The following is a 23,350-nucleotide window of genomic DNA, read 5'->3' as shown; positions in this document are numbered from 1 at the left end:
GCCCATTAGCGTGTTGCGGTCGTCAACACACTTGTTTACGGTGACTGTTGCCGCGTAGACCGCTCAGGGGGGCAACGGACCGTGCGGGGGGACGACACCGGTGGATCAAGTCGGCCTGCCACGCCGGACCACCTGCTGGAAGCTGCCGAACATGCCTTCGTCCGCGCAGAGTTCGCGGTCGTGCGTCCGCTTCTGCAGCGGTTCCGGGCGGAGTTCGGCGGACCCGACACCACCGACGTCGCAGTACGGTACGTCGTGCTCCGCAGCGCGCTGGCCGCGCGGGTCGGGGACTGGCCGGAGGCGGTCCGGCGGTGCCCCGGCCGTTCCGACCTCCACACGGCGGCTACGGGGGTCGTCCACGCCCTCGCGGTGAGCGCCCTCCGCAGGCTGGCGGAAGACGGGGGACGGCACGCCGAAGCCGGTACGGCCGCGCTCGCGATCGTCCTGTGGGCGTATCTCCTGGACGAGGAGGACCGGGGTGGTTTCCGCGCGCTGCTCGCCGAGCGGCGCGGCGCTCCGGTGCCGGACGAGCTGTGGGAGGACGGCCGGCGCCATCTCAGCGGGCGCATCACCGACCTGCTGCACTCCTTGGACGTCCGGAGCGGCCGGGACGCTCTCGCTGCCTGGGTGACCGCCTGGGAGGCCGAGTCGGTCACCCCTTCGGTCGTACCCTCCAGCCCCTCCGACGCCGGGCCCGACGCCCTGCTCCCGCTCGGGCTTGCCGCACGGCATCTCGTGGGCCACGGCCGTCGCCTCGACCTCCTCGACAGCTACACCGCGCGCCACCCCGACCCGGCCACCTGGGCCGGTGACTCGCCCGACCACCGCGCGTGCGCCGACGCGCTCGCCCAGGCCCTCGCGGAACAAGGCCAGGACCGGGCGCGGGCCAAGGAGTGGAGCGAGGCGCTCACGGATTACAGCGCGGCGGCGCGGCTCGGACACATCCTCGGCGTCGAGGAGCGGAAGACCGTATTCCGCGCGGGGAAGAACGTCGGGCGGACCTCCAACGGACACGGCAACTCGCCCATCGCCCGCATCCTGGGGCTGGAGCTGGCGCACGAGCTGCTGCTGCCCGAGGACGGTTCACTGGCAGGCGACCTCACCGCCGAGCTGGTGCTTCAGGGGCAGAGGGTCTTCGCCAGTGACCCACGGCAGAGCAGGAACCGCTTCGCGCGGGCCCTGGTCGTGTCCCCGACGGACCGGGAGGCCAGGTCCGGCCTCGACGACCATCTGCGGGCGGACCTGCACCTGACGCTCGACGGAGCGGAACCCGGGGAGAAGGTCCGCGCGACCGCGGTGCGGGGCCTGCTGAGGCGTGATCCTGACTGTGCGCCGGCCCGCGCATGGCTGAGAGGCCACTACACCGGGCGGGCCGTGACCGCCGCGTCCCGCGGGGATGCGGCGGCGGCACGGTCGGCCGTACGCGGCATGATCCGGCACGTGGGTGGCGTGGGCCCGTACGGGAAAGAGCGCGTCGACGACATCCTCGTCGATCTCTTGGTGGACGCGGCCCGGTCGGCCGGCGCTGCGGGCACACGCGCTGGTATGGAACGCCGCGTCGACCTGCTCGGCGCGGCCGTCGACTTCGCCGGACCGACCCGGGGTCACGTCAGGGAGAAACACGACGAAGCCGTGCTGCACCTCGCCGAGCACCTGGAGGCCATGGCGTCCCCGTCGGACGTCATCGAGCTGTTCCTTCGGGACCGGATGCGGACCGGCGTGAGCGCACGCTTCGACCAGACCGTGCAAACGGCCTACCTGCGCCGTGCCAAGGCACGCGAGGCGGACGGCGACCTCGGCCGGGCGCAGCGCGACCGCGCGAGCGCGGCACGGATCGGCGCCGGACTGCCGGACCAGGGCCTGCTGTTCGGGCCCGTCCCCCGGCCCCGCCGCGACGACGACTGCGGACAGGAGACCCTCTTTTGACCGTCGACAAGCCGGCCTCGGAAGCCGAGGGCCCTGACACACCCCCGATTCCCTGGTTCGGCCCCACGCTTCACGAGCTCGTCCCCGGCAGCGCACCGGGCGTCCGGCTCCCGGTCCTGCGCAGGCAGATGGCGCAGGCTCTCGTCGCAGCACACAAGGATCAGGGAAGGCAGGAGGCCATCCGCCGGGCCGACCGGGCATCCCGCGGTCCCGTCGCCTCCCTGGTCGCCGACATGCTCACCCCGCCCCTGTCCCGGCCCGACACCACCGAGGAACGTCCGTGACCGAACCCGCCCCGACCACTGCCACCGGCCCGCCCTCCGAACTCGACAAACTGCGGCGCCGGGTCGAGGCGTTGTCCCGTAAACGCGACGAGGCCGAGGCCCGGCTGCAGGCTCTCCTCAGCTCCCTGCTGCCCCTGGACGACCTGCTCGCCGACACCCGCCGCCGGGCCGGCGCCCTGTACGAGGTGGGCTCCACCCGTGCGGCGGCCTCGGCCGCCGTCGCGGTGGGGGAGCAAATCGAGGCGGCACAGGTGATGCTGCGTGGCGAGTTCGCCCGGCACGACGTCAGGCCGATGGATGTGGTGGGCAAGGCCGTCGATACGGCGGAGATGCGCGTCGTCGGCACGGAAAGTGACCCCTCCGTGCCGGGCGGCACGGTGCTGAAGGAGAAGGTCACCGGCTTCCGGTTCGGCACGGCCACGCTGCGGGCCGCGCAGGTGATCGTCGCGGTGCCGGGCCCCGCACCGGAATCCGAGCCGGCCCCGGCGGCCGAGGACGGTCTGGCTCCCGCGGCCTCCGGGATGACCTCGGCCGATGTCAAGCGAGCTCAGCCACGACGTACCAGCCGCTCCCAACGGCACCTGTTGCGCAAGTCCTCAGCCAGGCGGAGACGACGGCGGCGCCGCGACTGAGCCGGTCACAGGGTTCCGCACGCGCGCCTGTCCCTGCGCATCCCGGGAGGGGCGCCGACGCGCGGTGGTCTCCGTCCCGCCCCGGCGGGACGGAGCAGCCCGCCCCGCACACAGCCAGACGCCTTTCCCACGTCCTACGTCCGTCGCCCCATCCCTACCAGGAAGCGACCTTCCATGCACCGGACTCTCGGCATCGACCTCGGCACCACCAACTCCGTCACGGCCTGGATGTACAACGGCGAGCCCGTCGTCCTGCCCAACCGGCACGGCGACCAGGCCACCCCCTCGGCTCTCGGGATCGGCTCCCGTGGTGCCCTGCTGGTCGGGCACGAAGCCCTCAATTGGCGCAAAGGTGACCCCGGTTCCGTGATCACGGAGGTGAAGCGGCTGATCGGGCGGCGCTGGGACGACGAACTCGTACAGCAGGCGCTGAAGACCCGGCCCCAGGACGCGCCGCCCGTCCGGGCGAGCGCCGACGGCTCCGTGGAGATCCGGCTGGGCGAGCACTACCTCTCGCCGGTGCAGGTCTCCGCCATCCTGCTGCGCCGGCTCAAGGAGGACGCCGAGAGCGCGGCGGGGGCACCGTTCCGGCGTGCCGTGATCACGGTGCCGGCGTACTTCGCCGAGCCGCAGATCGACGCCGTGCGGGAAGCCGGGCGGCTGGCCGGCTTCCACGTGGCGCAGATCCTGACGGAACCGACCGCCGCCGCACACGCCTTCGGCGTCAGATCGGGCGAGAACGGCACCAGGGACCACGCCACCGTGCTCGTCTTCGATCTCGGCGGCGGCACTTTCGACGTGTCGCTGCTGACGATCGGACCGGGTTACTGCGGGGTGGACAACCTGGGTGGGGACAACCTGCTGGGCGGCGCCGACTTCGACGCGCTGCTCGACGGCCACCTGCGCGAGCAGCTCGGCGGACGCGACCACAGCGCTGACGGAGACGCCTCCCGGATCCGGGCCGCCGCCGAACGCGCGAAGGTCGAGCTGTCCGCGCGGGACGTCTCCGAGGTGACCTTGGCCCCGCTCGGCCGTCAGGGCGGTTCCTGGTCCGGAGAGGTGCGGCGCCCGGTCCTCGAAAAGCTCCTCACCGAGCACCTGCGCCGGATGCGGGTGACGGTCGAGTCGGTGCTCAAGGAGGGCCAGGCGCTTCCCGAGGACGTCCAGCGTGTCCTTCTGGTCGGCGGCTCCACGCACATCCCCGCCGTCCGGCGCGACCTCGAGGACCTCTTCGGCGAGGACACCGTGTCGCACACCGTCGATCCCATGACGGCCGTCGCCCACGGCGCCGCCGTGGAGGCCGGCCTTCTCAGTACCCTCGACTGCCCCGCCGAGGCCTGCACCGTCGAAGGCATTCCCCTCACCGAGGACGCCTGCCCCGGCTGTGCCACCCCGCTGCTCGGCACGGCCACCGTGGACTGCCCGGCCTGCCATGTCCCCGCACCCGAGCTCACCGCCGCCTGTCCCGTGTGCACCACGGACCTGTCCGGACTGCGCGCCGCAGTTCCGGCGCCCACCCGCAGGGAGTGCCCGGAATGCGGCCGGGTCGACAATCCCGCGACCGCCTGCCTCGACTGCGACGCGCCCCTGGACGCGGGCGGCCTGAAGTGCCCCGGCTGCGGGATGGTCAACGCCGTCGGTCTCAGCAACTGCTCCAACTGCGGCGGCGACTTCGGCACCGCTCTCGCCGAACAGGTCACGGCGCAGCACATCGGGATCGAACTCGATGACGGCACCGTGGAGGTCCTCTTCCCGGGCGGCACGCTCTACCCGACCGAATGGCACCGGGTGGACGACCTCGTGGTGCGCGGTGGCAGCGAGGGATCGGTGCGGTTCCAGGTGTGGGAGGGGCCGCACCTGCGGTCGGCGCAGCGCAACGAGTTCTGCGGCGGCTTCGTCCACGGGCGCACCGACAGCCTGCGGGGCGACGTACCGCTCACCCTTCAGGTAAGGCTCGACGGAGACCGGACCGTCGAGCTGCAGTACCGCATCGGCTCCGACGACTGGCGCGGAGCCCGGCTCCGGCGCAGTCCGGTCTCCGCCGCCATCGGCCGGAAGGCGGCCGAACTCCACGCCCGCTACGCCGAGTTCCTGGCCGCATGGTCCCAGGAAGTCACCCATGCCGAGCGTGACGCGCTCACCGAGGTGATGGGCGACCTGGAGGCCCTGGGCAAGGGGGAGACCGTGGGCCGTTCCCTGGACGGGCTGCTGGACTCGGCCCGCGACATCCTGGAACTGTGCACGAAGGCCCGAAATGCCGCAGCCCAGGCGACGGTCGCCACCCGGGGCGGACGTGGGCTGCTGCCACCACCGCTGTTGGAGGAGCTCCGCCAGGCCAGGGAGGCGGTCATGGACGCACGCAGGGCCATGGACGTCGAAGCAATGCGGGCTGCCACGGAGCGGTCCGAAGAACTCTGGACCACGCTCGACCCGACGGTCCGCAGGTCGATCCTCACCATCCGCCTCGCCGAACAGGACTCGTACCCGGCGCCCCTCCGCAAGGAGGTCCTGGCGGCCCGCGATGCCCTGCGCGATGCGGTGGCACGCGGTGACCAGGCCGCGCAGGACACCCAGCTCGTACGCCTCGGGCGCCTCGCCGAACAGGGTCGTGGCCAGTTCGCGGAGGTGAGCAACCCTTCGGCCGCAGGGAGCGTACTGCCGTCCAAGCGGTGACAGGATGCGGAATCCGGCACGGTGCAGGGTGCGTTCGGCCCTGCACCGCACGCCACGTACCGCACCGAACTCCGACAGTGCTGAGCGCACCTGCACCTACGCGGGCAGCGCAGGGAACACGACCACCGAGCCCTCCGCGGATCGCAGCGCCCTGGCGTCGGCCGCCGCGCATCGGACCGCTCCGGAACCGGGCCGGCTCCCTCGCATGTTCGTAGCCGCAGTGATCCCGTCACCGCGACTCCACCCATCCGTCCAGCCCCGCCAGCTGCCGCAGCAGCCCGCTCCCCTGCCAGCCCAGCACCAGCCGCTCCCGAGCACGGGGACCATGACGTGGTACGCCATGCGCAGGGTCGCCGCCGTGGGGTCGGTGCAGGCGTCGGCCGCCGTGTGCCAGAGAGTTGACGAGCCTCGCGATGGCGGACGGCAACTCTGCCTCGATCGTGCGTCTTTCGGCCTCGGCCGTCGACTCCCCACCCATAACGCCCCCCACTCCAGCGATAAACCGCCGGTTCCGCCCGGCAGAGCCATCCGGGCACATCCGCACTCTATGGACAGTGCGTTTACACTGTCAACGCATAGCACTAGAGATTCGCCACTCGAAAGGCGAGTCACTTGACAGTGTCAACAGGTAAGCTGGCGACGTTCGCGCAAGGCCTAGCCCGACCCCGGAAGGTCCTCCATGCCGCAGCCCGACCGCCTCCCCAGCGCACCGGAGTTCCGCATCAAGCTCCCCAAGGACGGCGGTGAGGCACGCGGACATCTGCTCGCGGAGTTCGGCGGCAACGGCACACACAAGTTCCTCCTGCTGGAGGGATCGGCCGTGGCCGCCGAAGCATGGCCCGGTCTCGGTGACCACGCGCGCCGGGTCCGTGCGGATCTGCGCGCGAGCGGCGGGCTTGTCGACGCGCCCGTCGATACCGACCGGCCCGACGCACCGTCGCGTTGGCTGGTGACCCACGACGTCGAATGCAACTCCTCCTCGGCCGCCGCCTCACTGGTGTGCGGGTACGACGCTTCCGGCCCGGAGTCCTGGCGAACCGCCGAAGGTCATCCGCTCGCCGACTACCTGTCCACGAGCTGGCGTCCCCCGCGGAAGGCGTGGCTGGTCCGCGGCTCCAACGTCTCCGGGCACAACCTGGTGCGGCAGCTGTGGCTGAAGGAGGGCTTCGTGTCGCTCGCGGGCGCCCATCTGCCGCCGCTGGAGGAGACCGATCCGACCAAGAGCGCGTTGCGCCGCTACGTCGAGGAGGGATACGAGGGGGCGGCGTCGTACAACCAGAAGCGGGGCCTCGTCGACGAGTTGCACGCCTTTCTGACGCAGATGCGCGTGGACGACACGGTGGCCACCATCGGTGACGGCCGGCTGCACGTCGGGCAGGTCACCGGCGAGGCGGTCCAGACCTCGTCGCCGGGCGGGTTGTCCAACCTGCGCAGGACCGTCGCCTGGCTGCCGCAGAGCCACGCGTACGAGGAACTGCCGGAGGAGATACAGCAGAAGCTGTCCGTCCAGCATGATGTCGTCGACCTGACCGGCGTGTTGGACGCGCTGGACGGGCTCGTCGGGCGTCCGGAGCGTGCGGGCCCCGCAGCGGCCGACGGCACCGGCGAGTACCCGACCGTCGAACGGCCTGCCCAACGGGAGCTGTCGCTGCCGGACATCACCACGGAACTCACCGCCGACCTCCTCGTCCACGATCGGGCCTGGCTGGACGAGATACGCGAACTGCTCCTGGATGAGCGGCAGTTGGTCTTCTACGGCCCTCCGGGGACTGGCAAGACGTACCTGGCGATGAAGCTGGCCGAGCACTTCGGCGGCGGACCGGAGCAGGTCAAGATCGTGCAGTTCCACCCCTCCTACGCTTACGAGGACTTCTTCGAGGGGTTCCGCCCCGTGGAGGATCCCGAGACGCGGGACGTGGCCTTCCGGCTGACAGCGGGCCCGCTCCGGGAGCTCGCCGATCTCGCCTCCCGTGAGGGAAACCGGCACATCCCGCACTTCCTGATCATCGACGAGATCAACCGCGCCAACCTGGCCAAGGTCTTCGGCGAGCTGTACTTCCTCCTGGAGTACCGGACGAGGTCGGTCCGTCTGACCTACTCCGGGGACGACTTCGCGCTCCCGCCCAACCTCTTCGTGATCGGCACGATGAACACGGCCGACCGGTCGATCGCCCTGGTCGACGCGGCGATGCGGCGCCGTTTCGCGTTCGTGGAGCTGTCCCCTCGGACCGAGCCGACCGCCGGGCTGCTCGCGCGCTGGCTCGAAAGCGAAGGAAGGGATCCGGAGCCCGCCCGTCTCCTCGACGCCCTCAACGCCCGCATCGACGACGGCGACTTCGCCATCGGCCCGTCGTACCTGATGAAGCCGGGTGTGTACCGCGACGGCGGCCTCGACCGGACCTGGCGCACGAAGATCCTGCCGTTGCTGGAGGAGCACCATTACGGCGAGGGCCTCGACATCGCCGGCCGCTACGGCCTCGACTCGCTGCGCGAGCAACGCCCGTGACCGTGTCCGAGGTGACCTTGCGCGAGTACGGTCCCGCCGTCTCCGTGCCGCTGGGCGCCGGGGCGGGACGGGCCTTGGCCGCCTCCGGCATCCTGCAGAGCGCGACCCCGGACCCTGCCCGGGACGGGCACTGGCTGCTACGGGCAGGCAGCCGGGTCGGCGCCGTTCGCACGCCCGGCGGTCCGGTCGTGCGGATTGTACCCAAGACCCCTGTGAGCCGGCTGTTCTTCCTCCTGGGATTCAGCCTCGACCCCGCACGTGCCTGGCGTGACAGCCGGGAGGGCACCGTCGACATCGGGGCGTACGACGATGTCGTCCCCGCACTCGCGCACGCCGTGGAACGTCAGATCGACGCAGCACTGCGGCAGGGGGTTCTGCAGGGCTACCGGGAGGTGGAGGAGTCCGCGACGGTCATGCGCGGGCGGCTGCGCGAGGCCGAGCAGATCCGGCGGCACTTCGGCCGGACGCCGCCCGTGGAGATCGCCTACGACGCGTACACCGCCGACACCGCAGAGAACCGCATCCTGCGCGCCGCCGCCGAGCGGTTGCTGCGATTGCCGGGCGTTCCAGGTCCTGTTCGGCGGCGCCTCGCCCATCAGCGGATACGTCTTGCCGAAGCGCTGCCGCTGATACGCGGGCAGGAGCTGCCGTGTTGGCAGCCGTCACGCCTGAACTCCCGCTACCAGCCCGCACTACGACTCGCCGAGGCCGTTCTGCGTGGCATCTCACCAGAACACCGGCCGGCCGGATCCGACCCGCTGGCCGTGGACGGCTTCCTGCTCGACATGAACAAGCTGTTCGAGGACTTCGTCACCGTCGCCCTGCGCGAGGCCCTTCACGAGCACGGCCTGACCGCGCGGTTGCAGGACGCCCACCACCTGGACACCGCAGGTCTCGTCCGGATGCGCCCCGACCTGGTCGTGCGCACCGGCGACGGGCGTACTCCGGTCGCCGTCGTCGACGCCAAGTACAAGGTCGAGAAGGCCGACGGACTCCTCAACGCCGACCTCTACCAGGTGCTCGCCTACGCCACTGTGCTCGGTCTGCGCGAGGCGCACCTGGTGTACGCGGCCGGACGGCAGCCCGAGCGCTTCCACGAGGTACGCGGAACGGCGGGACGACCGGACGGACGGGGAGTGCGGTTGTACCAGCACAGCCTCGACCTCTCCCGCGACCCCGGACAACTGCTCGCCGCCCTCCGGGGGATCGCCGGACGGCTGGCCGAACCCACCCCGCTCCCCCGATCATGAAACCCCGTCAGGCGGAAAGGAAGAGACCTCATGCCCCGGCTCGCCTTCGCCCAGAGCTTCTGGGACGGATACGACACGCTGGAGAAGCCGGTTCGAGCAGGAGTACGCAAGGCCATGGCAAAGTTCCAGGCCCTGAGCGTCTCCGAACTCAACGCGGACAAAGGACTGCACCTGGAGTCCGTCGAGAACGCCCGTGACCGGCGGATACGCACCATCCGCATCACCGGCTTCTGGCGGGGTGTCGTCCTCGCCCCCGATGACGGCAGCGACATGTTCCTGCTGGTCAAGGTCCTGCCGCACGACGACGCCTACGCCTGGGCGACGAAGCGCCTGTACAGCGCCAACTCCGCCACGCGGGCCCTGGAGGTGCGCAACGCGGTCGCCCTGGACGAGCTGACGCCGCTGTACGAGACGGCTGCTCGCACGGCTCCCCGCCTGCTGTTCGCGGACGTCTCCGATGGCACGCTGCGCGAGCTCGGCGTCGACGACCAGGTGCTGCGCGCCGCGCGTTCACTGGTGGACAAGGCACAGCTGGACGCGTTCTCGACGCTCCTGCCGGAGGACCAGTTGGAGGTGTTGCAGTACCTCGCCGAGGGATTCGGTCCGGAAGAGGTCTACCGGGACGTCGTGGCCGTCCGTCGGCCCGCCGACGCGCCCGCCGAACCGGTCGAGGACCTGGCCACGGTCATCTCCAACACCTCCGCACGCATCCGCCTGGTCACAGGACCGCGGGAGCTTGAGGAGATCCTGGAGAAGCCGTTCGCGGCCTGGCGGGTCTTCCTTCACCCTTCGCAGCGGCGCGTCGCCTACCGCACGTCGTACAGAGGCCCCGCCCAGGTCACCGGCGGCCCGGGGACGGGCAAGACAGTGGCCGCCCTGCATCGGGTGAAGCACCTCCTCGGCCACTCCGAGGACGGCCGCATCCTGCTCACCACGTACACGAACGCACTCGCCGCCGGGCTGCGCGACATGCTCGGTCTGCTCCTCGACGATGACGAGACGCTGCTGGCGCGGGTCGATGTGACGACGGTCGACGCCTGCGCGAACGGCATCGTGCGGGCGAAGTCGGCGACGCCGCCCAGACCGATCGGGGACCGGGAGCAGCGGCAGTTGTGGGAGAAGGCCGTCAAGCAGCTCGATCTGCCCTTCACTGCCCGGTTCCTGGCCCAGGAGTACCGCCACGTCGTTCTCGGCCAGAACCTCCGGGATCTCGACGCCTACCTCGGCGCGAGCCGCCGCGGTCGGGGCACCGGCCTCGGGCCCGCCCGCCGTCGGGAGGTGTGGAACGGCGTGCAGCGGTTCGAGCAGTTCCTGCGTGACCGCGGCGAGACCACCCACTTGCAGGTCTGCTCTCGCGCGGCAGAACTCCTCGCAGGCGCGTCGGCGCCGTACGCCCACGTCGTCGTCGACGAGGCACAGGATCTGCATCCCGCCCAGTGGCGTGTGCTGCGCGCCGCCGTGGCGTCGGGCCCCGACGACCTGTTCGTCACGGGTGATCCACACCAGCGGATCTACGACTCCCGGGTGTCGCTGGCCTCTCTGGGCATCACCACGGCCGGCCGCAGCTTCCGGTTGCGCGTCAACTACCGCTCGACCGAGGAGATCCTAGCCTGGTCGGCACAGCTCCTCGCACCCGTGACCATCGACGCTCTGGAGGGTGACGGAACGGACTCGCTGGCCGGATACCGCTCCCTGCTCCACGGGCGCCGCCCCCAGGCCCAGGGGTACACGACTCGGCAGGAGGAGACCGAGGCACTGGTGGACCGGGTCCAGGCGTTGCTCGCCGAGGGCCTGGCACCGCAGGAGATCGGGGTCTGCGCCCGCTTCAATCTCTCTCTCGACGCGGCCGAGGAGAAGCTGAAGGCCTCCGGTGTCCCGGTGCTGCGGGTCAAAGGGCAGATCCCGGCGGGGATCGAGGGGGTGCGACTGGCGACCATGCACGCGATGAAGGGGCTGGAGTTCCGCGCGGTGTCCGTCCTCGGTGTGAACGAGGGCACGGTCCCCTTCGCCCGTGAGATCACGCCACGCGAAGTGGACACGCTGCAGCATGACGCCGACCTGCTCCGGGAACGCTGTCTCCTCTTCGTCGCCTGCACTCGCGCACGCGAAGCGCTGAGTGTGACGTGGAGCGGAGCCCGCAGCCCGTTCCTGCCGCAGGCGACCTGATCAGCCGCCAGCCCTCACTCCTCCGGTGCCAGGGCCCCCGTGGCCAGGCCGTCACGCGCGACTTCGGCGAGTTGCCGGCTCAGCTCGCCGACTCGACGCATTGCCTCTTCGAGCGCGGAGAGGGACCGGAAAGCGGAGCCGTACCTCCGCTGCTCGTCCATGCCCATGCGCGGGATGCGTGATCCCTTGCTGTCAAGGCGGTAGGTCCCGCTGGCACTTGTGGCCCTGCGGGTGTTGCCGGAACTGCGCAGAAATCCCTGCAGATAGTCCGTGTCGAGCTGTTCGCTGGCGGAGACAGGTTCCGACCCTTCGTACGTGACGAGGCCCGCGCGGACGAGATCCGCGACGCTGGTGGTGGCGCCGTCCAGTGAGCCCGGTCCGCTGCCCGGCGCGAACGCGGGCAGGATCGCGGCAAGTCGGCGGATCTCGCCCTCCAGTTCCTTGCGCAGGGCGGCGTATTCGCCTGGATAGTCGCGCTGCCGCACCCTGATGTGGCTGCCGGGGGTGAGGTCGACGGTGTCATCGAGGAGTTCGATCAACGGAACGTCGGCGAACTGGTCGGGGCGAGGTTCCAGACCGTCGTCGGGGCTGTTGCCGGTCAGGTCGACCATGCGCACGGTACGGCCGGCGTCCGCGTTTCCAGGGTTCTCGGGACGCTGCAGGCACCACAGATGGATCGGCAGGGCGTGGGAGGTCGCCGTCCCCGGCGGCAGGGCGACCACTTGGCGCATGATGCCACGGCGTACGAGCTCCGCCCGGATGCGGCGGCCTGCCTTGCGGTAGGCGACAGAGGCCGGCATGACCATGAGAACGTGGCCACCGGGTCCGGTATGCGCATAGGCATGCTGGAGCCACGCAAGTTCCCCTTCGGCCTTCGACGGAGTGCCAAGTTCCCAGCGGGAGTCGAGCAGCAGTTCCTCCCGGCCCCACTCGGTCACGCCGGCGGGAGGGTCGCAGACGACCAGATCCGCCCTGAGTGCCGGCCATTCGTCCGCACGCAGGGAATCACCCGCCACGACTTGTACACCCGATCGGCCCAGGAGGTCGGCGCGAAGTTGTGCGAACCGAGCACTGTCAGCATCCATCTCCTGGCCTCGGCAGCGCATCCCCTCCACGGCGCCGACGGAGAGGAGCAACACCCCGATTCCGCAGGCGGGATCGAAGACCGTGGCGTCGTCCGACAGCCGGGGAGCGAAGTGGCACACGGCACGCACCACGCGCTCGGAAGTCACCTGGTCCGAGCCCGCGCGTCGAGCGGAGTCCATGAACCGTTCGGTCAGCCCGTTCACCAGGTCGACGGGTGCCTCGGCCCGGGCGAGCGCCTGTAGGCGGCCGGCCACATCGTCCGGCATGCCCGCCTCGGGCTCCCCGGCCAGTACCCCGGCCACCTCCGCCAGACCGACGACCATCTGTTCGCCGTATGCGGCCCGCATGGCCTGCCACAACTCGACCTCGGGTGAAACCTCCTGGCCTTTGCGCTGCCTGTCCAGCCATTCCTGGACCTCGGCGAGCGCGTAGAGCGGACTGTTCGCGGCTCCCGCCGCCGGCGCGGGAAAGTCGTCGTAGCGCCGACGCCAGTTGGAGACAGCCGCCCGGGTCACTCCGGCCAGCCGTGCGATCTCGGAGCCGGTGACCAGAGGGCCGACCGATGAAGCGGCATTGTCCGTCATACCCCTAGCGTACACGGACCGCCAATCGTGTTTCTAGAGTAATCACGTTGACAATGTACACATACCTTGGCAACATAGTTTGTGTACTTGGCCGTCCCTGGCCGGGTGCGGTGTGCGGCATGTCCTCGCCCAGGGCCTTCCGGCCCGCCTCACACACCCGCCCATGTCCCGTCCAGTCACGACCTCGGAGGCACCGACGTGTCCCACCCGTCCCCGAAACCCAGCAGTCACTGCCCCACGGAGGCGCACCATGGCATCGAACACCGAAGTACGCACCGTTTACCGCCTGCCCACCGTCGCCCCCACCACGGATGCGATGCTGAACGCCCTTGACGCCGAACTTCTCGACAACCTCGGCGCGGAACCGCATTTCCCCGACGTACTCGGCGTCCCTTCCGTGTTCGTCACCTGCGGGATCGAGCACACCGAGGCCCCGTGGTGCGAGCCCATGTCGCGTACCACAGGCATCATGGTCGCCGAGAACATCCGCCGTACCGCCGCCGTGCTCCTGCTCGCCGTCGACGGCACGGTGTACGCGATCGGCTGCGACCAGGGGTACCGGCTGATCCCCGAGCACCTCAAGGACCAGCGCTTCGGTCTCTCCTTCGCCATCCGGCAGATGGACCCGAACCTGATCCGCGGGGCCGTGTCGAAGTCGCTCGGGCAGGCGCGCACCGACATCTCCCTCGTTCCCGGCGGCGCCCCGGTCCCGCTACTCGGCATCCGTGACCACTCGCGCATCGTGCGCAGTCTGGGCGGCTACCTCGACGACCTTCCGCTCACCCGGTCGCGGTACACCCGCGGCAAGGCCGTCAGCGCTCAAGGGGGACGTGGGCTGAGGATCGCACTCGGAGTCGAACCCGAGGCCCTGCTCGCCGATCTGCGGGCCATCACGAGGATCTGCCGCGAGGACATCCCGCACAGTGAGCTGGAGTTCGTGGATCACATCGTGCCCGTCAGCGACACCTCGACGCTCGACGCCCTCGACAGGGCCCTGGACGACCGTCTCGGTCATCCGGCCGACGGAGACATCTCGATCTCCGTTCCCTTCGGACATCACACCGCATACACCGAGGCCACCACGTATCTGACGCAGATCAACAGTCGCGGAGCCCTGCGGTCCGAGGACTTCGACCTCGGCTACCTGCTCACCCGCGCCCGACTCACACCGCCCGGCCGGCGCCTCAAGGCGCTGCGCGACGGGACCGTGACCCTCGCCAAGGACCGCGGGGCGGGGACTGCCGACACGCTCGCCGTCACCAGCGCGCTGACTTGGTTGGAGACCGGCATCCCCCTTGGCGCCCGCCGGTTCTTCCTCATGGAAGGCGAGTGGTACGAGGCCGGATCCGCCTATGTGGAAGAGTGCCGGGCCACCGTGGCCGCGCTGTTCCCTCCCTCGCCCTCCGTCTCGCTTCTCGCCTGGGCCGACGGCGAGTCCGAGAACGCCTACAACAACAGGGTGGCTGATGACCGGCCCGGCTGGCTCTGTCTCGACACCAGGAACGTCAGCAACCCGCTCCGCCCCAGGGACCAGGTCGAGATCTGCGACCTGCTGACGCCCGACGGCACCCTCGTCCTCGTCAAGCGCGCAGGCGGTTCCGGTCCGCTGAGTCACCTTTTCAGCCAGGCCAGGGTCGCAGTGGAACTGCTCCAGGAGTCTGCCCAGGTCCGTACGGAGTTCACAACGAAGGTGGCCCGGCTCAGCGGAGGCAAGATCTTGCTCCCGGACCATTTCACACCCAAGCGCATCGTTCTGGGCGTCCTTCTGAAGAACCGCGAGAACCTGACTGCGGAGTCCGTCTTCGGCTTCTCCCAGATCACCATCGCCCAGACCGCGAAGGCGCTCGCGGCGCGGGGTGTGACCGTGGAAGTCATCGGCATCTCCACCGAGCGCGGACTCTCATTAGCTGCATGAGATCCCGAACCGGTCGCGGGGCGCTAGCCGGTCCACCCGGGTCATTCGACTTGGCCCAGGGTGGTTGTGGCAGACGAGTCGGGCTGTACGCCGGGTTCTGTGCCCCGGGCCCTCGCGGGTGCCGGGGTGACGGCCATCCATCTAGGACCGACGTTGCCGCCGGTCTCATGCGGTCTACCCGGGAACTCGGGCGGGCAGCCCTCAAACGTTCCCGCAGGAGACCTCTTCCTATCCTTGGAAGGGACTCCCTCTTGACCTTGCTCCGGGTGGGGTTTACCTAGCTGCCCAGGTCGCCCTGGGCACTGGTGGTCTCTTACACCACCGTTTCACCCTTACCGAGGACCGAGGTCCCCGGCGGTTTGCTTTCTGTGGCACTGTCCCGCGAGTCGCCTCGGGTGGCCGTTAGCCACCACCCTGCCCTGTGGAGCCCGGACGTTCCTCGGGAAGCCCCCGTCAAGGGGACTCCACGCGGCCGTCCGCCCGGCTCGTCTGCCGTGTGGACCATGTTACCGGGCGGGCCGGCCTCTTCGGTGCAGAGGACGCCGTCGCCAGTACCGACCCCGTCAGGATCAGCGCGAAGGAGACGGCGATGGTCGTGGTGAAGCTCTCGCCCAGGAAGAGGGCGCCCGCCGCGACCGCCACCGCCGGGTTGACGTACGTGATCACCGTGGAGCGGGTCGGGCCTATCTCCTTGATCAGTTCCAGGAAGGCCACGAAGGCGACCGCCGTGCACAGGACGCCCAGGGCGAGGAGGGAGAGCAGCGCGTTCGTGGAGGGCATCACAGTCGGCCAGGTCGCGGCCGCCGCCGGGGCGTAGACCAGGGTCGCCAGTGTCAGGCACGGCGCTATCAGCTGCAGCGTCGGGACGTCCTTCAGGCGGCGCGCCGCAATCAGGGGGGCCGTGGCGTAGCCGACGACCGTGAGGAGGACCTCGGCGAGGGAGCGGGCGTCGCCGCCGGTGAGGTGGGGGACGGTGAGGACGGTCACGCCGGCCAGGCCGATCAGGAGGCCCGCGATCCGGCGGGCGCCCAGGTGCTCCCGCTCGCCGCCGAAGTAGCGCGCCGCCACCACCCCGACGATCGGTACGCCCGCTATCAGCAGGCCCGCCGTCGAGCTGGACAGGTGGCGTTCGGCGTCCGTGAGAGTGAACCAGGGGCCCATGATCTCTATGCACGCGAAGGCCAGCATCGGGCGCCAGTGGGTGCGGATGGTGCCCAGCAGGTCGCCCTGGCGGATCGCCAGGGGGAGGAGGAGCAGGGCGCCCACTGCGCAACGCGCGAACACCACCGTCGACGGGGACACCTCGTCCACCGCCACCTTGATCATCAGATAGGGGACACCCCAGATCACTCCCATGAGGGAGAACAGGAACCAGCCGCGTGCAGTCATACGGCGAGTCTCGCCGTCAGTACCGTTCCGCGTCTTGAACGCTGTTGCGGTACGCCGCCGGGGTCACCCCCAGCACCCGGCGGAACCAGCGGGTCATGTGGGCCTGGTCCGCGAAGCCCACGAGCATGGCGGCCTCCGCGGGGCGCAGGCCCGAGTCCAGGAGGGCGCGGGCCCGGGTGACCCGGTACTGGGCCAGCCAGGCGTACGGCGGGACACCCATCGTCGTACGGAAGGCCCGGAGCAGCTGGTAGCGGGAGAGGCCCAGGTCGGCCGCCAGGTCGGCGAGGGAGGGCGGGGTGGTGAGTTCGTCGGCGAGGCGGTCCCGGACCAGGAGGGATATGCCGTGGGCTCCGGGGATCTCGTCCCTCGCCGGCCTTGCCGTGGAGTGGCGGCGGGAGAGGGCCGTCAGCAGCCAGGGGAGGCGGGTCTCGGCCTCCAGCGGGTCCGGGCAGGCGACCAGGTCGGTGTGGGCCCGGCGGAGGGCCACGACCAGTTCCGGGTCGTACACGACCGGGTCCCGGAAGTGCGGTACGGCGTCCAGCGTGCCGTCCGCCAGCAGGGACGGGTCCGCGTACAGGGCGCGGTAGGCGTAGCCCTCGTCCGGGGTGGCCGGGCCACCGGTGTGCATCTCGCCGGGGGCCAGGACGATGATCCCACCGGGGCCGGTGCGGATGTGGCCGCCACGGTAGGCGATCACCTCGGACCCGCCTACGCACACCCCGATCGAGAACTCGGCGTGCGTGTGCGGGGCGTACACGTGTTTGTCGAAGCGGGCCGTCAGCATGTCGAGCGACGGGCCGCAGCGGCCCAGCCGTGCTCTTGTCCACCGTGCGTGTTCAGCCACCCTCGGCACCCCCTTGCGCTAAGGGTGCAACGTCCGCAGGCCCCGTTTCCATGCCGCGTCCAGGTCGGCGTCCTCCGGGAAGCGGCCGTGGATCTCCAGGCTCACCATCCCGTGCGTGAACGCCCAGGTGGCGCGGGCCAGGTCGCGATCGCCGGCGCAGGCCCGCAGGAGGGGGAGAGCGGCCCTGTCCTCCAGTCCCGCCGGAAGCAGCGTGCGGGGCAGGGGGCGTTCCGTGGCCAGGCAGTAGAGGTGGGGGTGGGCCAGGGCGTAGGTGCGGTACGCCTCGGCCAGCGCCTCCAGGGAGCCGGGGGTGCGGGACTCCGCCGCCTCCAGTGCCGCGGCCGACTCCTCCAGCATCTGCGCGATGAGTTCGACCTCCACGGCATGCTTGTCGGGGAAGTGCTTGTAGAGCGACGGGGCCTTGATGCCCAGGCGGTCGGCGAGGGTGCGCATGGTGAGGACGGCGGGGCCGGACTCCTCCAGCAGGTCCCGGGCCGCCGCCACGATCTCCCGCGCCCGCGCCGTCAGTCGGTCGGGAGCAAAGGGTGCGGCCGGCACGTGAGCTACGGCGGGCACATCGGGTGCGGTGCGTGCGGCGGGCTTGCCAGTCCTGCCTGTCTCGTCAGTCGCGTCAGTCACGCTGGAAGCCTTCCTTCGTCCGCAGTCCGTAGCCGAAGGCGCGATCGTACGAGATGTGCGCCAGCCAGCCGCACAGCGCCGCGAGCGCCGGCGGCCAGGAGAAAAGGGGCTGTGCCGCGTACGCCGCCAGAAGGCCCAGCGGCACCAGCGCACGGTGCATCGCGTTGTAGTACGGCACCGCGCGCGGCGGCAGCTGTCCCTTCGCCGTCCCGGGCGCCTCGTCCACGGCCACCAGGAAGGTGAGGTCCGGGAGGACCACGAAGAGCAGGGCGAACGCGCCGGCGAGCCAGCCGTGGTCCACGCCCTCCAGGACCGCGAACGCCGTCCAGAACAGGGCGGCCGCCAGCCACGCCGTGCGCCGCACCACCGTGGTGACGGGGGTGGTGATGTCCGTGGTGCCGCTGGTCATGGCTGCCTCCCGAGGGCAATTCAGCTAACGCTGTTAGCCATGACGGTAGAGCTAACGGCGTTAGCCGTCAAGCGGGTGCGGTGCCGCGGTCACCGCGCCATTCGCTCCAGCGCATCGAACGCCGCCCCCATCCGCTCCCGGTGGTCCTCGACGATCTCCGCGAACCGGTCGCCCGCCAGCTGGCGGCGCACGGAAGCGACACACACCGAGCGGTACGCGGCGACGGTCACGGCCGCCATGAGTTCCGGGTCGGCGAGTCCGGCCTCGGCCAGCGCGGCGGCCAGCGCCCGCTCCACCTCCTCGACGGCCTCACGGGCCCGGGCCCGCAGCGCCGCCGAGTCCGCGACGACCGGCCAGAAACCCCCGAAGTTCTCGCCCACACCGCCCAGCGGATGCCGGGCGTCGATGAACCGGAAGGCCAGCCGGCGCAGCGCCGCCAGCGGGGGCTCGCCGGGCGCACGGTCCCGCACCGCGCCGGCGAAGGCCGCGACGGCCTCCGGGATGCGGTCGAGGAACAGGTCCTCCTTGCGCGGGAAGTAGTTGAAGACGGTCATCGCCGACACCCCCGCCGCCCGCGCGACCTCCGCGACCGTCACCTGGTCGAAGCCGCGCTCCCGGAACATCACCGTCGCGACGTTCGAGATCCGCTGCCGCGTCTCCCGCTTCTTGCGCTCCCGCAGGGACTCCCCTGGCCTGTTTTCATCGATCACACGGAAAACTATAGCCGCTCGAAAGTTTTAGTGACTACAGTGAAGCCATGAACGCAAGCATGAAGACTGCACAGAAGAACGACTACGACGTGGTGGTGGCCGGGGGCGGGCCCGTCGGGCTCTTCCTCGCCTGCGAGCTGCGGCTCGGCGGCGCGGATGTGCTGGTCGTGGAGCGGCTCGCCGAGGTGGACGAGACCATCAAGGCGGGCGGGATCAACACGGCGGGCGCGGTGACCCTCTACCGGCGCGGGCTGCTGCCCGACCTCGCGGCGGCCTGGGAGCGGAACCGGTGGCGGATGCGGGCCTTCCTCGGGGACCAGAAGCGGGAGCAGGGGGCCGACGCGCCCCGGACTCCCCCCAAGTTCGCCGGGCACTTCGCCGGGATCATGATGCGCGGTGACCTGTTCGACGACTCCGACCCGGCGTTCACCGACATCGGCCCCGCCGACGGCGTCGGCCTCGGTGTCCCGCAGGTGGAGCTGGAGCGGATCCTGGGCGCCCGCGCCGAGCGGCTCGGTGTCGAGGTCCGCCGGGGCGTGGAGCTGACCGGCTTCGACGCCGACGACGCGGGGGTGCTCGTACGCCTCGGCAGTGACCACACCGTCCGGACCGGGTGGCTCGTGGGGTGCGACGGCGGGCGGAGCACCGTCCGCAAGCTCGCCGGGTTCGACTTCCCGGGGACCGAGCCGGAGATCACCGGTTATCAGGCGGTCGTCGAGATGAGCGGGGGCGAGCGGCTGGGGGTCGGCTGGAACACCACCGACGTGGGGACGTACGTCAACGGGCCCTTCCCCGGCCGGATCCTCACCGTCGAGTTCGACGGGCCGCCCGCCGACCGCGCCGCGCCCGTCACCGCCGAGGACCTGCAAGCCGCGCTGCGCCGGGTGTCGGGGGTGGCCGAGGTGACCGTCCACGCGGTGCACTCCTCGACCCGGTTCACCGACAACGCCCGGCAGGCGAGCGGCTATCGCAGGGGCCGGGTGCTGCTCGCCGGGGACGCGGCGCACGTGCACTCGCCGTTCGGCGGGCAGGGGCTCAACCTCGGGCTCGGCGACGCCATGAACCTCGGCTGGAAGCTCGCCGCCGTGGTGCGCGGGACGGCGCCCGAGACCCTGCTCGACACCTACACCGCGGAACGGCACCCGATCGGCGCCTGGGTGCTCGACTGGACCCGCGCCCAGATCGCCGTGATGCGCCCCGACCGGCACGCCCGCGCCCTGCGCCGGGTGGTCACCGATCTCGCGCTGACGTCGGCCGGGACGACGTATCTCGTCAAGCAGATCTCCGGTGTCTGGCAGCACTACGACCTCCCCGGCGACCACCCGCTGACCGGGCGCAGCGCCCCGGACCTGGAACTCGCCGACGGCAGCAGGCTCGGCGACCACCTGCACGACGGCCGTGCCGTGCTCCTCGACCTCGCCGACGACCCGAAACTGCGCGCCCGCGCGGAGGGGTACGGCGACCGGGTGGACATCGTCACCGCGGCCTGCCCGGGGCGGCCGGAACTGACCGGTCTCCTGGTCCGGCCCGACGGGTTCGTGGCCTGGGCCGCGGGCCAGGGCGACGGCGGGGAGGGACTGGAGGAGACCCTGGACCGCTGGTTCGTCGCCGTGTGACCGGCACACCGCCGTTCGATCCTGCCGCGGGGGCGCGCGGCTTCGGCTCGCAGACCTCGGTGACTCCCGAACTCGCCGCGCGCATCGCCCACTTCAGCCCGCTGGGTCGGCGACGGGAGGCGGGCGTCGGCCGCTGCCACGCCGACGGCGCCACCGGACGCGTAGGGCGGCTCGAAGCACGACAGCTCGATGCACGGCGGCTCGATGCACGGCGGCTCACGCGGGCGTGAAGCGTACCTTCGCCGTCCCCGGGTCGGCCTCGGTCAACCGGACCGGCAGCCGTTCGCCCAGTGGGAGGGGGGCGCCGGCCTCGATCCGGCCTATGACCGCGGGCTGCTGCAACAGCACCTTCCCCACGGTCGGCCGGCGGGCCTCGACCTCCACCACGCACCCGTCGAAGACCTCCCCGACCCGGTCCTTGAGCAGCGCCGCCTCGACGATGTCGACGCACTCCCGCTCCACCGTGCCGGCTCGTCGCGCGCCCTCGGCCATCTGTTTGGGGAGCGTGTCCAGCGCCATGAGCACCCAGTCGGGCGGGGCCTCGCCGGCGGCCGCCGCCAGGCACAGTTCCGAGGCGTAGCGGTCGGCGAGGCGGCGCAGCGGCGCCGTGCAGTGGGCGTAGGGGGCGGCGACGGCCGCGTGGGTGGTGACCGAAGGGAGGGCACCGTCGCGGAACACCGTGTAACCGGCGCCGCGCAGCAGCGTGGTGCACTCCTGGAGGAAGGCCGCGTGCCGGGGCCGGTGCGGGTTCAGGGAACGGATCAGTGCGGCGTACGAGACGTGGTGCGGCCACTCGATGCGCAGGGCGTGCGCGGTACGGCGCAGGCGGGCCACCGCGCCGTCGGGGGCGACCGGCAGGGTGCGCAGCACGCCGGTGCCGTGGGCCAGCATCAGATCGGCCGCCGCCATGCCGGTGAGCAGGGAGATCTGGGCGTTCCAGGCGTCGGCGGGCAACGGGGCGCGGTAGCTGAGCTCGTAGGTGTGGTCGTACTCGACGATCTCCTGCTCCGGCACGTTGAGGGAGATGCCGCCGCGCTCCACCTCAAGGCGTTCGCGGGCCTCGCCGATCTCCCTGAGCAGCGCGACGGGCTCCTCCGCGGTGCCCTCGTCGATCCGTTTCTGCACGCCCGCGTAGTCGAGCTTGGCCCGGCTGCGGACGAGGGCCCGGCGGACGTCCGCGGCCACGGTCCGTCCGTCCCCGTCCAGGTCGATGGTCCACAGGACGGCCGGGCAGGTCTGGCCGGGGAGCAGGCTGGCCGCGCCCTCGCTGAGCACGGCGGGGTGCAGCGGGACCCTCTCGTCGGGGAAGTAGAGGGTGTTCACCCGGTGGTGCGCCTCGGAGTCCAGCGCGCCGCCGGGTACGACGAAGGCGGCGACGTCGGCGATGGCGTACCGGACGCGGTAGCCGCCGTCGTGCCGGGACAGGTGCATCGCCTGGTCGAGGTCCTCGGCGGTGGGCGGGTCGACCGTGAAGAAGGGGATGTCGGTCGCGTCGTGGCCGGGCACGGCCGGGAACCTGGCGACGCCCTCGGCCTCCGCGAGGACCTCGGGCGGGAAGCTCTCGGGGATGTGCAGGTCGGTCCGGAGCGCGGCGAGTGCGGCCCGGAGGGGGGCCTCGGGGGCACCCTTGACGCGGATGTGGCGGCGGGGCATAGGACGAGCGTAGTCACAGGACGCCGGTCCGGCGCCTTACGCTGGCGCGAGGCGTTGCCGACGAACGCCGAACGAGAACGCCGAACGGGAAGGCCGAACGAGAACGCCCTTGGTGGCGCCACCGGCGCCACCGGTGAACCTCGTCGGTGAACGTCGTCGTGACCGTCGTCGGTGAACGCCATTGGTGAACGTCGTTGGTGAAGAGGAGTACCTGTGCTGGTCCTGCTGCCGCCCTCGGAGGGCAAGGCGTCCTCGGGCCGTGGTGCCCCGCTGAAGCCGGAGTCGCTGTCCCTGCCGGGGCTCGCGGCGGCGCGCGAGGCCGTGCTCGCCGAGTTGGTCGACCTGTGCTCCGGTGACGAGGAGAAGGCCCGCGAGGTGCTCGGGCTGAGCGAGGGGCTGCGCGGCGAGGTCGCGAAGAACACGGCGCTGCGGACGGCGGGCGCCCGGCCGGCCGGGGAGATCTACACCGGGGTGCTGTACGACGCCCTGGGCCTGGCCTCCCTGGACGCGGCCGCGAAGAAGCGGGCCGCGCGGTCGCTGCTGGTCTTCTCGGGGCTGTGGGGTGCGGTCCGGGTGACGGACCGGATCCCGTCGTACCGCTGCTCGATGGGGGTGAAGCTGCCGGGTCTCGGCGCGCTCGGCGCGCACTGGCGCGGGCCGATGGCCGAGGCGCTGCCGGCGGCGGCCGGGACGGGGCTGGTGCTGGACCTGCGGTCGGCGGCGTACGCGGCCGCCTGGAAGCCGAAGGGCGAGGTGGCCTCGCGGACGGCGACCGTGCGGGTGCTGCACGCGCCGACGCGCAAGGTGGTCAGCCACTTCAACAAGGCGACGAAGGGGCGGATGGTGCGCGCTCTGCTGACCGCCGGGATCTCGCCGGCCGGTCCGGGCGAGCTGGTGGAGGCGCTGCGGGAGCTGGGGTACGAGGTGGAGGCCGAGGCACCCGCCAGGGCGGGGCAGGCGTGGGCGCTGGATGTGCTGGTGACCGAGGTGCACTGACGTACGCGCTGACGTGCGCGCTGACGTGCGCTGAAGTGCGGCACGGACGGGCGCGTTGCAACGTGTGCAACA

General features: G+C 71.2%; 17 protein-coding genes, 1 other RNA gene and 1 pseudogene. 11 read left to right on the top strand and 8 right to left on the bottom strand.

The window, feature by feature from the left end; genetic code table 11:
- Positions 1-180 precede the first annotated feature (180 nt).
- The 7 genes from IEZ11_RS00585 to IEZ11_RS00555 all read left to right on the top strand — a co-directional run bounded on the left by IEZ11_RS00585 (position 181) and on the right by IEZ11_RS00555 (position 11,437).
- Entirely contained in the window at positions 181-1,926 is a 1,746-nt protein-coding gene (locus tag IEZ11_RS00585; protein WP_189260506.1) for a hypothetical protein, read from the top strand.
- The gene (locus IEZ11_RS00580; RefSeq protein WP_189260505.1) at positions 1,923-2,210 is read left to right on the top strand and encodes a hypothetical protein; all 288 of its coding nucleotides are present in this window, start codon (positions 1,923-1,925) and stop codon (positions 2,208-2,210) included. Before IEZ11_RS00585 ends, IEZ11_RS00580 begins: the two co-directional genes overlap by 4 nt.
- Positions 2,207-2,842: a nucleotide exchange factor GrpE gene (grpE, locus tag IEZ11_RS00575; protein WP_189260504.1), complete on the top strand. Its 636-nt coding sequence runs from the start codon at positions 2,207-2,209 to the stop codon at positions 2,840-2,842. The genes IEZ11_RS00580 and grpE overlap by 4 nt, the downstream gene beginning before the upstream one ends.
- Before the next feature lie 174 nt (positions 2,843-3,016).
- On the top strand, positions 3,017-5,515 hold the full coding sequence (locus IEZ11_RS00570) for an Hsp70 family protein (RefSeq protein ID WP_189260503.1): 2,499 nt from the start codon (positions 3,017-3,019) through the stop codon (positions 5,513-5,515).
- Between the two features lie 679 nt (positions 5,516-6,194).
- Complete coding sequence (locus tag IEZ11_RS00565) at positions 6,195-8,021, top strand: DUF4357 domain-containing protein (protein ID WP_189260502.1); 1,827 nt, start codon at positions 6,195-6,197, stop codon at positions 8,019-8,021.
- Positions 8,022-8,023: 2 nt separating this feature from the next.
- Positions 8,024-9,271 (top strand): McrC family protein, encoded by a 1,248-nt coding sequence (locus tag IEZ11_RS00560; protein ID WP_189260501.1) that lies wholly within the window; start codon positions 8,024-8,026, stop codon positions 9,269-9,271.
- A gap of 30 nt (positions 9,272-9,301) precedes the next feature.
- Entirely contained in the window at positions 9,302-11,437 is a 2,136-nt protein-coding gene (locus IEZ11_RS00555) for a UvrD-helicase domain-containing protein (RefSeq protein ID WP_189260500.1), read from the top strand.
- Positions 11,438-11,451: 14 nt separating this feature from the next.
- Here IEZ11_RS00555 and IEZ11_RS00550 read toward each other — a convergent pair whose 3' ends face one another.
- Complete coding sequence (locus tag IEZ11_RS00550) at positions 11,452-13,107, bottom strand: N-6 DNA methylase (RefSeq protein WP_189260499.1); 1,656 nt, start codon at positions 13,105-13,107, stop codon at positions 11,452-11,454.
- Positions 13,108-13,357: 250 nt separating this feature from the next.
- Here IEZ11_RS00550 and IEZ11_RS00545 point away from each other — a divergent pair, with 250 nt between their 5' ends.
- Positions 13,358-15,022, top strand: coding sequence for a TIGR04141 family sporadically distributed protein (locus IEZ11_RS00545; protein WP_189260498.1), 1,665 nt, complete (start codon positions 13,358-13,360; stop codon positions 15,020-15,022).
- A 70-nt stretch (positions 15,023-15,092) separates the two neighbouring features.
- On the opposite strand, the gene rnpB is transcribed toward IEZ11_RS00545, so the two are convergent.
- From rnpB to IEZ11_RS00510, 6 genes and pseudogenes are all read right to left on the bottom strand, one after another.
- Positions 15,093-15,510: RNase P RNA component class A (rnpB, locus tag IEZ11_RS00540), an RNA gene on the bottom strand.
- A 118-nt stretch (positions 15,511-15,628) separates the two neighbouring features.
- Positions 15,629-16,411, bottom strand: a pseudogene (locus IEZ11_RS52345) (DMT family transporter); the annotation flags it as partial.
- Between the two features lie 16 nt (positions 16,412-16,427).
- The gene (locus tag IEZ11_RS00525; protein ID WP_189261082.1) at positions 16,428-17,195 is read right to left on the bottom strand and encodes a helix-turn-helix transcriptional regulator; all 768 of its coding nucleotides are present in this window, start codon (positions 17,193-17,195) and stop codon (positions 16,428-16,430) included.
- Between the two features lie 78 nt (positions 17,196-17,273).
- Complete coding sequence (locus IEZ11_RS00520; RefSeq protein WP_189261081.1) at positions 17,274-17,783, bottom strand: TetR/AcrR family transcriptional regulator; 510 nt, start codon at positions 17,781-17,783, stop codon at positions 17,274-17,276.
- Positions 17,784-17,886: 103 nt separating this feature from the next.
- Positions 17,887-18,303, bottom strand: coding sequence for a DUF4260 family protein (locus IEZ11_RS00515; protein ID WP_189260496.1), 417 nt, complete (start codon positions 18,301-18,303; stop codon positions 17,887-17,889).
- Positions 18,304-18,392: 89 nt separating this feature from the next.
- Complete coding sequence (locus tag IEZ11_RS00510) at positions 18,393-19,013, bottom strand: TetR/AcrR family transcriptional regulator (RefSeq protein ID WP_229712752.1); 621 nt, start codon at positions 19,011-19,013, stop codon at positions 18,393-18,395.
- Between the two features lie 47 nt (positions 19,014-19,060).
- On the opposite strand from IEZ11_RS00510, the gene IEZ11_RS00505 reads away from it, so the two are divergent.
- Both IEZ11_RS00505 and IEZ11_RS00500 read left to right on the top strand, forming a co-directional pair.
- Positions 19,061-20,629, top strand: a complete 1,569-nt coding sequence (locus IEZ11_RS00505) for an FAD-dependent monooxygenase (protein ID WP_229712751.1) — start codon at positions 19,061-19,063, stop codon at positions 20,627-20,629.
- Positions 20,626-20,859 (top strand): hypothetical protein, encoded by a 234-nt coding sequence (locus tag IEZ11_RS00500; protein WP_189260495.1) that lies wholly within the window; start codon positions 20,626-20,628, stop codon positions 20,857-20,859. Before IEZ11_RS00505 ends, IEZ11_RS00500 begins: the two co-directional genes overlap by 4 nt.
- On the opposite strand, the gene IEZ11_RS00495 is transcribed toward IEZ11_RS00500, so the two are convergent.
- The gene (locus tag IEZ11_RS00495; protein WP_189260494.1) at positions 20,846-22,282 is read right to left on the bottom strand and encodes an RNB domain-containing ribonuclease; all 1,437 of its coding nucleotides are present in this window, start codon (positions 22,280-22,282) and stop codon (positions 20,846-20,848) included. The two genes, IEZ11_RS00500 and IEZ11_RS00495, sit on opposite strands and share 14 nt — an antisense overlap.
- A gap of 213 nt (positions 22,283-22,495) precedes the next feature.
- Here IEZ11_RS00495 and yaaA point away from each other — a divergent pair, with 213 nt between their 5' ends.
- Positions 22,496-23,278, top strand: a complete 783-nt coding sequence (gene yaaA, locus IEZ11_RS00490) for a peroxide stress protein YaaA (RefSeq protein ID WP_189260493.1) — start codon at positions 22,496-22,498, stop codon at positions 23,276-23,278.
- Positions 23,279-23,350: the final 72 nt, after the last annotated feature.

The organism is Streptomyces fuscichromogenes (assembly GCF_014645815.1).
In the GTDB taxonomy this organism is placed as follows: Bacteria; Actinomycetota; Actinomycetes; order Streptomycetales; family Streptomycetaceae; genus Streptomyces; species Streptomyces fuscichromogenes.
Note: the sequence above shows the minus strand (reverse complement) of the source record. Positions and strands in the feature narration are given on the sequence as shown.